Source organism: Variovorax sp. YR216, from assembly GCF_900107745.1.
Classification (GTDB): Bacteria; Pseudomonadota; Gammaproteobacteria; order Burkholderiales; family Burkholderiaceae_C; genus Variovorax.
The window spans coordinates 142,647-155,472 of sequence record NZ_FNRO01000003.1; the positions used below are offsets into that span (position 1 = coordinate 142,647).

The window sequence follows — 12,826 nt, forward strand, 5'->3', positions numbered from 1 at the left end:
CTTCATGAGCAAATCCCTGCGTCTGTCCGAAAAGTGGTTTCGTCGCGGCCTCTGGCTGGTGGCGGTGATCTTCGCAAGCTTCCTGATCGGACTGGGCAGCACCATCGTCGGCGATCTGCCGCGGGTCGAGCACCGGATCGAGCTGGACGATTTCATCGACCGTGCCGCCGCCGATCCGCTGCGCAACACCGTGCGCGACGCCGAGCGCGTCGAGCAGGAAGCCGTGCGCGACCGCGAGCAGGCGGATCTCAAACTGCTCGCCGCCCGACAGGCCAGCCGCGCCGCCCGGGAGACCTTCTCGAACTGGCTCGCGACACGCCATGCGACCGCGCAGCCGGACCAGGACACCGAGCTCATCGCCCGAACGAAGGCGCTCGATGCGCTCAAGCAGAAAGAGGACGAGGCCGAGCGGGCGGTCGGCGCACAACGCCAGATCGCACTGGACGCGCGCCAGTCGCGCCAGCGCGCCGCGGAACGGCTCGCGAAGCTGGAGGACGAGGCGCACACCCGGATGGATGCGGAAAACCGCCGTGTCGAGTTGCGGGTGTTCCTCTACCGCCTCGCGCTCACGCTGCCGCTGCTGGTGATCGCGGGCTGGCTCTTCGCGAAGAAGCGCAAGAGCACCTGGTGGCCTTTCGTCTGGGGCTTCATCTTCTTCGCGCTGTTCGCGTTCTTCGTCGAGCTCGTTCCGTACCTGCCGAGCTACGGCGGCTACGTGCGCTACGCGGTGGGCATCCTGATCACGGTGCTCGTGGGGCGCTATGCGATCGTCGCGCTCAACCGCTATCTCGAGCGCCAGAAGGCAGCGGAAGCACAGCCCGACACGGTGCGCCGCAACGAGCTGAGCTACGACACCGCGCTCGCCCGGCTCGCCAAGGGCGTATGCCCGGGCTGCGAGCGACCGGTGGACCTGAAGAACACCGAGATCGACTTCTGCCCGCACTGCGGCATCGGCCTCTTCGATCACTGCCACGCGTGCAAGACGCGCAAGAGTGCCTTCGCGCGCTTCTGCCACGCCTGCGGAACCGGCGCGATGGCGGCCGCGCCGCGCGATCCGTCGCTGCCTCAGGTCCAGCCCGCGTCCACCACGTAGTCCTGCGCGGTGCACATCTTCGAATCGTCGGCGGCAAGAAAGAGCGCCATGCTGGCGATGTCCTCGGCCATCACGCGGCCGGGCAGGCACTGGGCCGCATCGATCTCCGCATGCGACTCGGGCTTGACCCAGAGCTTGAGTTGCCGCTCGGTCATCACCCAACCGGGCACGAGCGAGTTGACGCGGATGTTCTGCTTGCCGAGATCGCGCGCCAGGGCCCGCGTGAGCCCGCGCGCGGCCGACTTGCACGCCTGGTAGACCGGGTAGCCGCGCCCCTTGATCATCCAGCTCACCGAGCCGAAGTTGATGATCGAGCCGCCGCCGGCCGCGCGCATGTCCTCGGCGACCGCCTGCGCCGCGAAGAACTGGTGCTTGAAGTTGATCGCGGTCATCCGGTCGAAGGCCTCGCTGGTGACGTCCTCCATGTTGTGCCGCTGGTCGTTCGCCGCATTGTTGAGCAGCACGCGGATGGGGCCGAATTGCGCGCGCACCGCGGCGATGGCGGCCTGCAGCGCGGCCACGTCCGTGACGTCGCACTGGACGAAGAGCGGCGCGTTCTCGCCGCCCAGCGCCGCAGCGAGCGCGCGGCCGGCGTCCACATCGATGTCGCAAAACCCCACACGGGCGCCTTGTGCGTGGAAAGCGCGCACCAGTGCCTCACCGATCCCCGTCGCGCCGCCGGAGATGAAGACGGTGCGGCCCTTCAGGGACGGATAGCGCGCCGAGGGCGCGGGAGAAGTCGAATCGGTCATGAAGGATGTCCCATGAAAGATCAGCCCGGGCGAAGAGCCGGGCTCGCGCAATTCTGACGCGCGGTTGTGCCATGTGCCACTCGTGTGAACGAGAATGCCGCGATCCCTGCGAACCGTGGTGCGATGCGATGAACGACAACGAGACAGAACGTGTTCGGCTCGAAGCAGGCGCGTTGCGCCTCGAACTGGCGCCGGCGGTCGGCGGCGCGGTCACCGCGCTTTACGACGTCGAGGACGGTGCCCGCTTCGACTGGCTTCGCCCCGCGACCGACGACGCACTGGCGCGGCGCGATCTCTTCGCGATGGCGAGCTTCGCGCTGCTGCCGTGGTGCAACCGCATCCGCGAGGGCCGTGCGAATTTCGGCGGCCGCGAGATCGCGATTCACGCGGGCCGTCCGGCCGGGCCGTCAGGCAGGCATCCGCTGCATGGCATCGGCTGGATGCGGCCATGGCGCGTCGCCGAGGCATCTCCGGCAGGGGCGTTGCTCGAGCTCGCCGTCGATGCCGACGCGCAGTGGCCGTGGCGATTCGAGGCTTCGCAAAGATTCGAGCTCGACCCGTCGGGCCTTCGCTGCACCGTCGCGCTGACCAATCGCGACACGGTGCCCATGCCCGCGGGGATCGGGCATCACCCTTACTTTCCGCATCGCACCGGCACGCGGCTGCAGACGACGACCGCTGCGATGTGGCGCGGCGATCCGGAAGTGATGCCCGTTGGCCTCGAACCCACTGCGGAAGTGGCCCGACTGCGCAATGGTGTGCGCTTGTCCGAGCTTGACCTGGACAACAACTTCACCGGCTGGGAGCACGCCGCGCGCATCGACTGGCCCGGTTCCGCGCGCGCGCTGATGCTGTCGGCCGACTCGCCACTCGACTTCTTCGTGCTGTATTGCCCGAGCGGCGCGGATCACTTCTGCGCCGAGCCGGTGAGCCAGTGCACCGACGCGATCAACCTTGCGGACCGCCATGGACCGCGTGAGGTGGGCGGCACCGTGTTGGCGCCGGGCTCAACCCTCTCGGGAACCTGGACCCTGCGCACGGTGCGCTAGGGCCTGTTCACACTACTTTCATAGTGCCCGTTGCCCCGCAAAAGGGGGTGACTGCAAGGCGCAAACCGCAGCCGGGCTGTCTGCCCGGCGAGGATTTGCAACGCCGCAGACGCCGCCTTTGCGGGGCAACCCTTCGGGCAAGGCAGCAAAAGGCCGCACTCGTCGTTGCGCGCCTTGTCCATGCATCAGCATGGACTGCGCCACGCGCCTAGATTGCGGCCTTTTGCTGCCTTGCGGGCACTATGAAAGTAGTGTGAACAGGCCCTAGACGCCGCGCGCGCGGTCTGCCCTGAACTGCGCGCGGAATTCGCCGAACCGCCCCGCATCGAGCGCCTCGCGGATCTCGCGCATCAGGTTCAGGTAGTAGTGCAGGTTGTGGATGGTGGTGAGCATCGGCCCGAGCATCTCGCCGCAGCGGTCCAGGTGATGCAGGTAGGCGCGGCTGAAGCCGTCGCGTCCGCCCTCGGTCCACGGCACGCCCGACGCGCCCGCGCAGGCATGGCAGGTGCAGCTCGGATCGATCGGCTGCGGATCGCTCTTGTGGCGCGCGTTGCGCATCTTGAGGTCGCCGTAGCGCGAGAAGAGCGTGCCGTTGCGCGCATTGCGCGTGGGCATCACGCAGTCGAACATGTCCACGCCCTGCGCCACGCCTTCGACGAGATCTTCCGGCGTGCCGACGCCCATCAGGTAGCGCGGCTTGTGCGTCGGCAGCTTGTGCGGTGTGTGCGCCATGATGCGCAACATCTCGTCCTTGGGCTCGCCCACGCTCACGCCGCCGATCGCGTAGCCGGGGAAGTCCATCTCGACCAGCTTCGCGAGCGATTCTTCGCGCAGGTTCTCGAACATGCCGCCCTGCACGATGCCGAAGAGCGCGTTGGGGTTTTCGAGCCGCGCGAATTCGTGCTGGCAGCGCAGCGCCCAGCGCAGGCTCAGTTCCATCGACTTGCGCGCCTCGGCCTCGGTCGTGATGTGGCCCTGCGTCTCGTACGGCGTGCATTCGTCGAACTGCATGACGATGTCGCTGTTGAGGATGGTCTGGATCTGCATCGAGACCTCGGGCGTGAGGAAGAGCTTGTCGCCGTTGACCGGCGACGCGAACTTCACGCCTTCCTCGCTGATCTTGCGCATCGCGCCGAGCGACCAGACCTGGAAGCCGCCCGAGTCCGTGAGGATGGGCTTGTTCCACTTCTCGAACTGGTGCAGGCCGCCGAAGCTCGACATGACGTCGAGGCCCGGACGCATCCATAGGTGGAAGGTGTTGCCGAGAATGATCTGCGCGCCCATCTCCTCGAGGCTGCGCGGCATCACGCCCTTGACGGTGCCGTAGGTGCCGACAGGCATGAAGATCGGCGTCTGCACCACGCCGTGGTTCAGCGTGAGCGTGCCGCGCCGCGCGTGGCTCGAAGGGTCGGTGGCGAGGAGTTCGAAGTTCAGCATGTCTTTCTCTCAAGCAGCATGGCATCGCCGTAGCTGAAGAAGCGGTAGCGCTCGCGGATCGCGTGGGCATAGAGCGCCATCACGTGCTCGTAGCCCGCGAGGGCGCTCACCAGCATCATGAGCGTGCTCTTGGGCAGATGGAAGTTGGTGATGAGCACGTCGACGTGCTCGAAGATGAAGCCGGGCGTGATGAAGATGCTCGTGTCGCCCGAGGCCTCGCCGCTCTTCGCCCACGATTCGAGCGTCCGCACGGTGGTCGTGCCGACCGCGACGATGCGGCCGCCGCGAGCCTTGGTCTCGGCGATGGCGCGCTGCGTGGCATCGGGCACCTCGTAACGCTCGGCGTGCATCGTGTGCTCGGCGATGTTCTCGGTCTTTACCGGCTGGAAGGTGCCGGCGCCGACGTGCAGCGTCACGTTCGCGCGCCGGATGCCGCGCGCTTCGAGTTCGGCCAGCAGGGCGTCGTCGAAGTGCAGCGCGGCGGTCGGCGCCGCGACCGCGCCGGGCACGCGCGCGAACACGGTTTGGTAGCGACTTTCGTCGTCTGCCGAATCGGTATGCGTGATGTAGGGCGGCAGCGGCACGTGGCCGCAGCGGGCCATCAGCATGTAGGGATCTTCGCCCGACGGACTCTCGAAACGGAAGCGGAAGAGGGCGCCGTCTTCATCGGGCCAGCGGCCGAGCAGCGTTGCGCTGAAGCCGCCGACCATCGCGAGCGTGGTGCCCACGTGCGGCTTCTTGCTGACTTTCATGTGCGCGACAACCTCGTTGCCTTGCAGTACACGCTCGACCAATAGTTCGAGCTTGCCGCCGGTGGGCTTTTCGCCGAAGAGGCGTGCCTTGACGACGCGAGTGTCGTTGAAGACCAGAAGGTCACCGGCCTTGAGCAGTGAAGGGAGGTCCTTGAAGATCCTGTCGACCGGCGTGTCGCCGGTGCCGTCGAGCAATCGGGAGGCGGTGCGTTCCGCCGCGGGATGTTGCGCCACCAGTTCAGGCGGCAGATGGAAATCGAAATCGGAAAGCGTGAAGTCGCGCATGGTGCTTGAGGGCCGGACGGGCCCGTGCCAAGAAGGCGAGGGTTGCGAAGAGGCGGGCAGAATTGTCCCATGCCTGCAGCTGCCAAGTCCCCGTTAAAGGAAAAGCCCGTACCTGAGCCAACGTCCGCACCCGGCACCGGCCTGAGTGCGGTGCAGCGCGCATTGCGCAAGCTGGGCCTGCTGCGGGACATCGATTTCGCGCTCTATCTGCCGATGCGCTACGAGGACGAGACGCGCATCGTCCCCCTCGCCGCGACGCGCGACGGCGAGATGGCGCAGATCGAGGCCGTGGTCACCGAAAGCGAAGTGGTCTATCGGCCGCGCCGGCAGTTGATCGTCACCGTCGACGACGGCAGCGACACCTGCCAGCTGCGCTTCTTCAATTTCTATCCGTCGCAGCAGAAGCAGCTCGCCGTGGGTGCGCGCGTGCGTGTGCGCGGCGAGGTCCGAGGCGGCTTCGTCGGGCGGCAGATGATGCACCCGGCCGTCAAGGCGGCAGGCACCGCATTGCCGGAGGCCTTGACGCCGGTCTATTCGACCATCGCGGGCCTGGCGCAGCCGGTGCTGCGCCGCGAAGTGCGTTCGGGGCTGGCGCGTGCGGTGCTCGACGAAACGCTGCCGCCCGGCGCCGCGCCGCACGGTACGTGGGACCTGCGCCGCGCGCTGAACTTCCTGCACTACCCCGCGCCGGATGTCGCGATTGCCACGCTGGAAGACCACAGCCATCCCGCGTGGCAGCGCCTGAAAGCCGACGAGCTGCTCGCTCAGCAACTGTCGCAACTTCAGGCCCGTCGTGCACGCTCGGCGCAACGTGCGCCGGTGCTCGAGGTGGATTCGACCGGCGGGAAGCTGCACAAGGATCTGCTCGGCGCGCTGCCGTTTGCGCTCACGGGGGCGCAGCAGCGTGTGGGCGAAGAGATCACGCGCGATCTCGCCCGCGAAGTCCCGATGCATCGATTGCTGCAGGGCGATGTCGGCTCGGGCAAGACCGTGGTCGCTGCGCTCGCCGCTGCGCGCTGCATCGATGCGGGCTTCCAGTGCGCGCTGATGGCGCCGACCGAGATCCTCGCGGCGCAGCATTTCGGCAAGCTGGTGAACTGGCTCGATCCGCTGCTCGCCGAGCGCGGTTTGCGCGTCGCATGGCTCACCGGCAGCCAGAAGAAGAAGGAACGTGACACGATGACCGCCGCCGTCGAGAGCGGCGAAGCGGCGCTCGTGGTCGGAACGCATGCGGTCATCTCCGAGAAGGTGCGCTTTCGCCATCTCGCGCTCGCGGTCATCGACGAGCAGCATCGCTTCGGCGTGGCGCAGCGCCTCGCGTTGCGCGGCAAGGCCGGCGGTGATTTCGAGCCGCATCTGCTGATGATGAGCGCCACCCCGATCCCGCGCACGCTGGCGATGAGCTACTACGCCGACCTCGACGTCTCGACACTCGACGAACTGCCCCCCGGTCGTACGCCGATCGTCACGAAGCTGGTGGCCGACCATCGCCGGGATGAAGTCGTCGACCGCATCCGCGCGCAACTCGCGCAGGGCCGGCAGGTCTACTGGGTCTGCCCGCTGATCGAGGAAAGCGAGGCCGTCGATCTGCGCAACGCCACCGAGACGCGCGATGAGTTGGCGGAAGCGCTCGGTGAGCAGGTGGGTGTCGGCCTGCTGCATTCGCGGATGCCGACTGCCGAGAAGCAGTCGGTGATGGAGGACTTCACGGCCAACCGGCTGCAGGTGCTGGTGAGCACGACCGTGATCGAAGTTGGCGTCGACGTGCCCAATGCCTCGCTGATGGTGATCGAACACGCCGAACGTTTCGGTCTCTCGCAGCTGCATCAGCTGCGCGGCCGCGTGGGCCGCGGCGCAGCGGCCTCCGCGTGCGTGCTTCTCTATTCGCCGAACGAGGGCGGCCGCGTCGGCGAAGCGGCCCGAGCCCGTCTGAAGGCCATGGCGGAAACCAGTGACGGCTTCGAGATCGCGAGGCGCGACCTGGAGATTCGCGGCCCGGGCGAATTCCTCGGCGCCCGCCAGTCCGGCGCCCCGCTGCTGCGCTTCGCCGACCTGACCAACGACGCCTTGCTCCTCGACTGGGCTCGCGAGCTTGCTCCGGCGATGCTTGACCGCCACCCGGAATTGGCAGCGCGCCATGTCGATCGCTGGCTGGGCAGCAAAGCCGAATACCTGAAGGCCTGACCTGCCAGGGCGAGCGATAATAGCCTTTAGCTATGACTTTGACTGAGCTCAAATACATCGTTGCGGTCGCGCGCGAGAGGCACTTCGGAAAGGCCGCCGAGGCCTGCTTCGTGTCGCAGCCGACCTTGTCCGTGGCGATCAAGAAGCTGGAGGACGAGCTCGAAGTCAAGCTGTTCGAGCGCAGCGCGGGCGAGGTCACCGTCACGCCGCTGGGCGAACAGATCGTCCAGCAGGCGCAGAGCGTGCTGGACCAGGCCGCGAGCATCAAGGAAATCGCCAAGCGCGGGAAGGACCCGCTGTCGGGGCCGCTGAACCTCGGGGTGATCTACACCATCGGCCCCTATCTGCTGCCCGACCTGGTGCGCCAGAACATCGCCCGCACGCCGCAGATGCCGCTGGTGCTGCAGGAGAACTTCACAGCCAGGCTGCTCGAGATGCTTCGTTCCGGCGAGATCGACTGCGCGATCATGGCCGAGCCGTTTCCCGACACCGGGCTCGCGATGGCGGCGCTCTACGACGAGCCGTTCATGGCCGCGGTGCCGGCGCATCATCCGCTGGCGGGCAAGGAATCGGTGACCTCGGATGAATTGAAGAAGGAGACGATGCTCCTCCTGGGCACCGGCCATTGCTTTCGCGACCATGTGCTGGAGGTCTGCCCGGAGTTCGCGCGCTTCTCCAGCAACGCGGAGGGCATCCGCAAGAGCTTTGAAGGCTCCTCGCTGGAAACCATCAAGCACATGGTGGCTTCGGGCATGGGCGTCACGCTGGTGCCGCGGCTGTCTGTGCCGGCCGATGCGCTCAAGCCCAGGTCGAAGAGCCGCAAGGAGCCGGAGCAGATCGTGCGTTATCTCCCGGTGCTCGACACGCAGGGCGGCGATCCGCCGACCCGGCGCGTGGTGCTGGCGTGGCGGCGCAGCTTTACGCGCTACGAGGCCATCGCCGCGCTGCGCAACGCCATCTATGCCTGCGAGCTGCCGGGGGTCAAGCGACTTTCCTGAAAGATGCGCCGTCGGCCTACGAATCGAAGGGCCGCCGCCCCCGATGCCTGCGCTAGAGTGCGGTGTTGCCGTCAACCCAACTGAAGAAAGAGCTCACTGCCATGGCCAAAGTCGCCAAGAAAGCCAAGTCGACCGCGAAGACGCCGGCCGGATCCGCCGGCAAGGTGCCCAAGAAGGGCGGCGTGGCGGTTGCGGTGGAGTCGGGCAGCCGCAATGCGCCGGTCATCAACATCGGCATCGAGCGCCAGGACCGCGCCGCCATCGCCGAAGGCCTCGCCCGCGTGCTGGCCGACACCTACACGCTCTACCTCACGACCCACAACTTCCACTGGAACGTGACCGGCCCGCATTTCAACTCGCTGCATGCGATGTTCATGGCGCAGTACACCGAGCTGTGGGCCTCGACCGACGTCATCGCCGAACGCATCCGCGCGCTGGGGCACTATGCGCCGGGCTCGTATGCCGAGTTCGGCAAGATCGCCACCGTGCCCGACGTTCCGCAGACGCCGCCCAAGGCCATGGAGATGGTGCGTATCCTGGTCAAGGGCCACGAGACCGTGTCGCGCATCGCGCGCGAGTTCATCCCCGTGGCCGAGGAGGCCGGTGACGATCCCACCGCCGACATGCTCACCGCACGCTGCACGGTGCACGACCAGACCGCGTGGATGCTGCGTTCGCTCCTCGAAGACTGAGGCTTTCGCCATGGCCGCCGCAGGTTCGATCCAACCTACGCCCGCGCCCCGCCGCGGGCGTTTTGCCCTCTACCTCGACCTGATCCGCTGGAACCGCCCGGCGGGCTGGTTGCTGTTGCTCTGGCCGACGCTGGGTGCGCTGTGGTTCGCCGCCGGCGGCTGGCCTGGCTGGCATCTGCTGGCGGTGTTCGTGATCGGCACGATCCTCATGCGCAGCGCGGGTTGCTGCGTGAACGACGTCGCCGATCGCGACTTCGACCGGCACGTCAAGCGGACCGCGAAGCGGCCGGTCACCAGCGGCGAGGTCTCGGTGCCCGAGGCGCTCACGGTGGGCGCCGTGCTGGCGCTTGCCGCTTTCGCGCTGGTCCTGACCACCAACCGCCTGACGGTCCTGATGTCGTTCGCAGCGCTTGCGGTGACGCTGATCTATCCCTTTGCCAAGCGTTTCGTTTCGGTGCCGCAGGCGGTGCTCGGCATTGCTTTCAGCTTCGGCATTCCGATGGCCTTTGCCGCTGTTCGCGACAGCTTGCCGCCGGCGGCGTGGTGGCTCCTGGCCGGCAATCTGTTCTGGGTGCTGGCCTATGACACCGAGTACGCGATGGTCGATCGCGACGATGACCTCAAGATCGGCATGAAGACATCGGCAATCACTTTCGGCCGTCTGGACGTGGCGATCGTCATGGCAAGCTATGCGATCTTCCTTGCGGTGTGGACGGCCATCGGCGTCGCCGCCGGGCTGGGCGCGGCGCTCTACGCGGGGATCGGCATCGCCGCGGCGCAGGCGCTGTGGCATTGGCGGCTGATCCACGACCGCACGCGCGAAGGCTGCTTCAAGGCGTTCCGGCTCAACCACTGGCTGGGCTTCGCCGTATTCGCCGGCATCGTTGCCGGCTACGCCTTGCGCTGAGGCGCGCTTCCGCTTCCTATTGCCCTGTTGCGCCCTGTTGCGCCGCCGGCCTCGTCAGGCCTTGCCGAACTCTTTGCCGAGTTCGGCCGCCCGTTGATGGGCCGCGCGGATCGCTGTCTTGAATTTCGCCTTCACATCGGCGCTTTCCATCGAGGTGATCGCCGCGTAGGTGGTGCCGCCCTTCGACGTCACGCGCTCGCGGAGGACGGCGGGCGGCTCGGTGGCATTCGCAGCCAGTGCGGACGCGCCTGTGAACGTGCCCACCGCGAGCTGATGCGCCTGTTCGGGCGTCAGACCCAATTCGATGCCAGCCTCGGTCATCGCCTCGATGAAATAGAACACATAGGCCGGGCCGGACCCCGAAACCGCCGTCACGACATCGAGCGATCCCTCGGCGTCGACCCACATCAGTTCGCCGGTTGCGCCGAGGACCTGGTCGATGAGCTTCCGGTCGTCGACGTCGACAGCCGCGCGCGCGAAGAGGCCGGTCATGCCCTGGCCGACCAGCGCCGGCGTATTCGGCATGGCCCGGACCACGCGCTCGGTGTCAAGCCAGTGCGCGATGCTGCCGGAGGGAATGCCGGCGGCCACGCTCAGGTGAAGCGCGTCGGGTGCCAGGCCGCGAACGGGCCGCGCAGCCTCGGCAAAACTCTGCGGCTTGACGGCCCAGACGATCACCTTGCACCGCGCCAGCGCAGGGCCCGCCGCGGGTTGGGCCGAGATGCCGAAATCGTTGGCGAGCCGGGCGCGCGCCTCGGCAAGAGGCTCGACGACCTCGATGCTCGCGGCGGGAACGTCCTGTTTGATCAGCCCGCCGATGATCGCGCTGGCCATGTTGCCGCCACCGATGAAGCCGATGGGGGGGAGGGGGATCGGTTCCCGCCGGGGCAGGAAGGTGACTGCGATATTCATGATCTATCCGGTGAATTCGAATGCCGCGAACTGGGTGATCTGCAGCGGATTGAAATTGTCGTCGCTCACGGCGACCAGCAAGCGATGGCCGTTCGGCAGGTCGGGCCCCCAGCACAGGCCCTCGGTGTTGTCGAGCCGCGACAGGCCGAACGTGGCGAAATCGGCCACGCCCGTCTTCGGCGCCGGCCTGTGATTGTCGGGCGTGAGCGCGTCGATGGCCAAGACATCGGAGCCGTGACGCGTATCGATCTCGTAGAGCCGCAGCGAATTGCCGGCGCCGGCCGCGTAGGAGCGCTCGAGCACCAGCATCCGGTCGGCGTCGATCATCAGGATCTCGCTGACGCCGTTGTCGGCATAGGTGCCCGGCAGCAGCGGGCGGCGCGGGATTGGGTCCGGCAGGTAAGCGATCTGGCGCACCGCCCTCCCGGTTGAAAGCTCGATCTGCGTGAACCGGCAGGGTCCGCCCGGCGCCGTGAACGAGGGGACCGGGCCGTCCTGGAACAGCGCGGCTTCCATCGCGAGCCACGCGTGGCGGCCGTCCGGCGTCAAGGCCAGGCCTTCGAGGCCCAGGTTCTCGCGCGGGCCGCGACGGCGACCGGTGGCCGCGTCGAACATGGCGGGGAGGGGGATCTGTCGCACGAGCGAGCCATCCCGCCGGGATTCATAGAGCGCCTGGCCGAAGCCGCGTTGCGGATCGCCCTCGCTGGTCCAGAGCAGCGTGTCGGTATCCGGGCGCCACCGGATCGCCTCCGGGTCTGGAACGGCGACCTCGGATTCGGCCTCGCGCCGTCGAGGCCAAGGTGCGCCGTCCGCCTGCCGCAGATAGGTGACCCCGACCGGCCGGGGCGGTTCGGCTTTCGCCGCGGGTGACCACCGCATCGTGTAGAAGCGCACTGGAGCGAAGTCTGATCGGTCATCGCTGAGAAGCAGGTACTCGCCTCTGCGTCGGTCGTAGTCGATTCCGGACAAGCCTCCGATGGTCGTTCCATCAAAGGAGAGGCGGTGCTGCAGCCGCGATTCGGCGACCAGGTGCAAGCGCTGCGACCCGTTGTTCGCCGCCGGCGGGGCCCCGCTTCTGCAGCCTGCCGCCGCGCACACCAGTGCCCCCGCGGCCCACAGGGCATGGCGGCGAGTGAGGCCGTGGAGGGGCGGATCGTGCACCGCCGGAAGTCTAAGAGATCACGGCCGGGCGCCATGGGGGTTGTTGACGCGAAACAGATCGTGTGCCACAATAGCCGGCTTCGCTTCAAAAAAAGGCGAAGCTTCTGCCCAGCGGAAGCGCATTGGAGTGGTTCCAGTGCGTGGACGACGGGCCCAAGACTGATCGTTTGGTTGCTTCGGGGTGGTCCGGGCGGCAAAGCGGTACAAGTTGGGAATATCACGAAATGATCCAAACTGAATCCCGGCTCGATGTGGCCGACAACACGGGCGCGAAATCCGTCCTGTGTATCAAGGTGCTCGGTGGCTCCAAGCGGCGCTATGCCAGCGTCGGCGACGTCATCAAGGTCTCCATCAAGGAAGCCGCTCCGCGTGGTCGCGTCAAGAAGGGCGAGATCTACAGCGCTGTGGTGGTTCGCACCGCCAAGGGCATCCGTCGCGCGGACGGTTCGCTCGTCAAGTTCGACGGCAACGCCGCTGTGTTGCTCAACGCCAAGCTGGAGCCGATCGGCACCCGCATCTTTGGACCGGTCACGCGCGAGCTGCGTACCGAGAAGTTCATGAAGATCGTGTCGCTGGCTCCCGAAGTTCTCTAAGGACAACAACG

General features: G+C 67.1%; 12 protein-coding genes. 7 read left to right on the forward strand and 5 right to left on the reverse strand.

The window, feature by feature from the left end:
- Positions 1–4: 4 nt before the first annotated feature.
- Positions 5–1,093: a zinc ribbon domain-containing protein gene (locus BLW05_RS10505; RefSeq protein WP_093162387.1), complete on the forward strand. Its 1,089-nt coding sequence runs from the start codon at positions 5–7 to the stop codon at positions 1,091–1,093.
- On the opposite strand, the gene BLW05_RS10510 is transcribed toward BLW05_RS10505, so the two are convergent.
- Positions 1,066–1,845, reverse strand: a complete 780-nt coding sequence (locus tag BLW05_RS10510; protein WP_093163122.1) for an SDR family NAD(P)-dependent oxidoreductase — start codon at positions 1,843–1,845, stop codon at positions 1,066–1,068. The genes BLW05_RS10505 and BLW05_RS10510 overlap by 28 nt on opposite strands.
- Positions 1,846–1,973: 128 nt before the next feature.
- On the opposite strand from BLW05_RS10510, the gene BLW05_RS10515 reads away from it, so the two are divergent.
- Positions 1,974–2,894 carry an aldose 1-epimerase gene (locus tag BLW05_RS10515; protein ID WP_093162388.1) on the forward strand — a complete coding sequence of 307 codons (921 nt, stop codon included), beginning with the start codon at positions 1,974–1,976 and terminating at the stop codon, positions 2,892–2,894.
- Positions 2,895–3,158: 264 nt separating this feature from the next.
- Here the strand turns inward: BLW05_RS10515 and tgt are convergent, their stop codons facing one another.
- Positions 3,159–4,331 (reverse strand): tRNA guanosine(34) transglycosylase Tgt, encoded by a 1,173-nt coding sequence (tgt, locus tag BLW05_RS10520; protein ID WP_093162390.1) that lies wholly within the window; start codon positions 4,329–4,331, stop codon positions 3,159–3,161.
- Positions 4,325–5,368: a tRNA preQ1(34) S-adenosylmethionine ribosyltransferase-isomerase QueA gene (gene queA, locus BLW05_RS10525; protein WP_093162392.1), complete on the reverse strand. Its 1,044-nt coding sequence runs from the start codon at positions 5,366–5,368 to the stop codon at positions 4,325–4,327. Before queA ends, tgt begins: the two co-directional genes overlap by 7 nt.
- Positions 5,369–5,437: 69 nt before the next feature.
- On the opposite strand from queA, the gene recG reads away from it, so the two are divergent.
- From recG to ubiA, 4 genes are all read left to right on the forward strand, one after another.
- Positions 5,438–7,552 (forward strand): ATP-dependent DNA helicase RecG, encoded by a 2,115-nt coding sequence (gene recG, locus BLW05_RS10530; protein WP_093162393.1) that lies wholly within the window; start codon positions 5,438–5,440, stop codon positions 7,550–7,552.
- A gap of 32 nt (positions 7,553–7,584) precedes the next feature.
- On the forward strand, positions 7,585–8,550 hold the full coding sequence (locus BLW05_RS10535; protein ID WP_093162394.1) for a LysR substrate-binding domain-containing protein: 966 nt from the start codon (positions 7,585–7,587) through the stop codon (positions 8,548–8,550).
- 101 nt (positions 8,551–8,651) lie between these two features.
- Positions 8,652–9,242: a Dps family protein gene (locus tag BLW05_RS10540; protein ID WP_093162395.1), complete on the forward strand. Its 591-nt coding sequence runs from the start codon at positions 8,652–8,654 to the stop codon at positions 9,240–9,242.
- A gap of 10 nt (positions 9,243–9,252) precedes the next feature.
- Entirely contained in the window at positions 9,253–10,149 is an 897-nt protein-coding gene (gene ubiA, locus BLW05_RS10545; protein ID WP_093162396.1) for a 4-hydroxybenzoate octaprenyltransferase, read from the forward strand.
- 54 nt (positions 10,150–10,203) lie between these two features.
- On the opposite strand, the gene proC is transcribed toward ubiA, so the two are convergent.
- Together proC and BLW05_RS10555 are read right to left on the reverse strand one after the other, a co-directional pair.
- Positions 10,204–11,061: a pyrroline-5-carboxylate reductase gene (gene proC / locus BLW05_RS10550; RefSeq protein ID WP_093162398.1), complete on the reverse strand. Its 858-nt coding sequence runs from the start codon at positions 11,059–11,061 to the stop codon at positions 10,204–10,206.
- A 3-nt stretch (positions 11,062–11,064) separates the two neighbouring features.
- Positions 11,065–12,222, reverse strand: a complete 1,158-nt coding sequence (locus BLW05_RS10555; RefSeq protein WP_093162399.1) for an esterase-like activity of phytase family protein — start codon at positions 12,220–12,222, stop codon at positions 11,065–11,067.
- A gap of 224 nt (positions 12,223–12,446) precedes the next feature.
- On the opposite strand from BLW05_RS10555, the gene rplN reads away from it, so the two are divergent.
- Positions 12,447–12,815 (forward strand): 50S ribosomal protein L14, encoded by a 369-nt coding sequence (gene rplN, locus BLW05_RS10560; RefSeq protein ID WP_068674584.1) that lies wholly within the window; start codon positions 12,447–12,449, stop codon positions 12,813–12,815.
- Positions 12,816–12,826: the final 11 nt, after the last annotated feature.

What these genes read in the sequence shown, in the direction of transcription:
- BLW05_RS10510 (WP_093163122.1), bottom strand. Translation starts at nt 1,845, where the DNA reads ATGACCGATTCGACTTCTCCCGCGCCCTCGGCGCGCTATCCGTCCCTG.
- BLW05_RS10505 (WP_093162387.1), top strand. Translation starts at nt 5, where the DNA reads ATGAGCAAATCCCTGCGTCTGTCCGAAAAGTGGTTTCGTCGCGGCCTC.
- BLW05_RS10540 (WP_093162395.1), top strand. Translation starts at nt 8,652, where the DNA reads ATGGCCAAAGTCGCCAAGAAAGCCAAGTCGACCGCGAAGACGCCGGCC.
- queA (WP_093162392.1), bottom strand. Translation starts at nt 5,368, where the DNA reads ATGCGCGACTTCACGCTTTCCGATTTCGATTTCCATCTGCCGCCTGAA.
- BLW05_RS10515 (WP_093162388.1), top strand. Translation starts at nt 1,974, where the DNA reads ATGAACGACAACGAGACAGAACGTGTTCGGCTCGAAGCAGGCGCGTTG.
- recG (WP_093162393.1), top strand. Translation starts at nt 5,438, where the DNA reads ATGCCTGCAGCTGCCAAGTCCCCGTTAAAGGAAAAGCCCGTACCTGAG.
- rplN (WP_068674584.1), top strand. Translation starts at nt 12,447, where the DNA reads ATGATCCAAACTGAATCCCGGCTCGATGTGGCCGACAACACGGGCGCG.
- proC (WP_093162398.1), bottom strand. Translation starts at nt 11,061, where the DNA reads ATGAATATCGCAGTCACCTTCCTGCCCCGGCGGGAACCGATCCCCCTC.
- tgt (WP_093162390.1), bottom strand. Translation starts at nt 4,331, where the DNA reads ATGCTGAACTTCGAACTCCTCGCCACCGACCCTTCGAGCCACGCGCGG.
- BLW05_RS10535 (WP_093162394.1), top strand. Translation starts at nt 7,585, where the DNA reads ATGACTTTGACTGAGCTCAAATACATCGTTGCGGTCGCGCGCGAGAGG.
- ubiA (WP_093162396.1), top strand. Translation starts at nt 9,253, where the DNA reads ATGGCCGCCGCAGGTTCGATCCAACCTACGCCCGCGCCCCGCCGCGGG.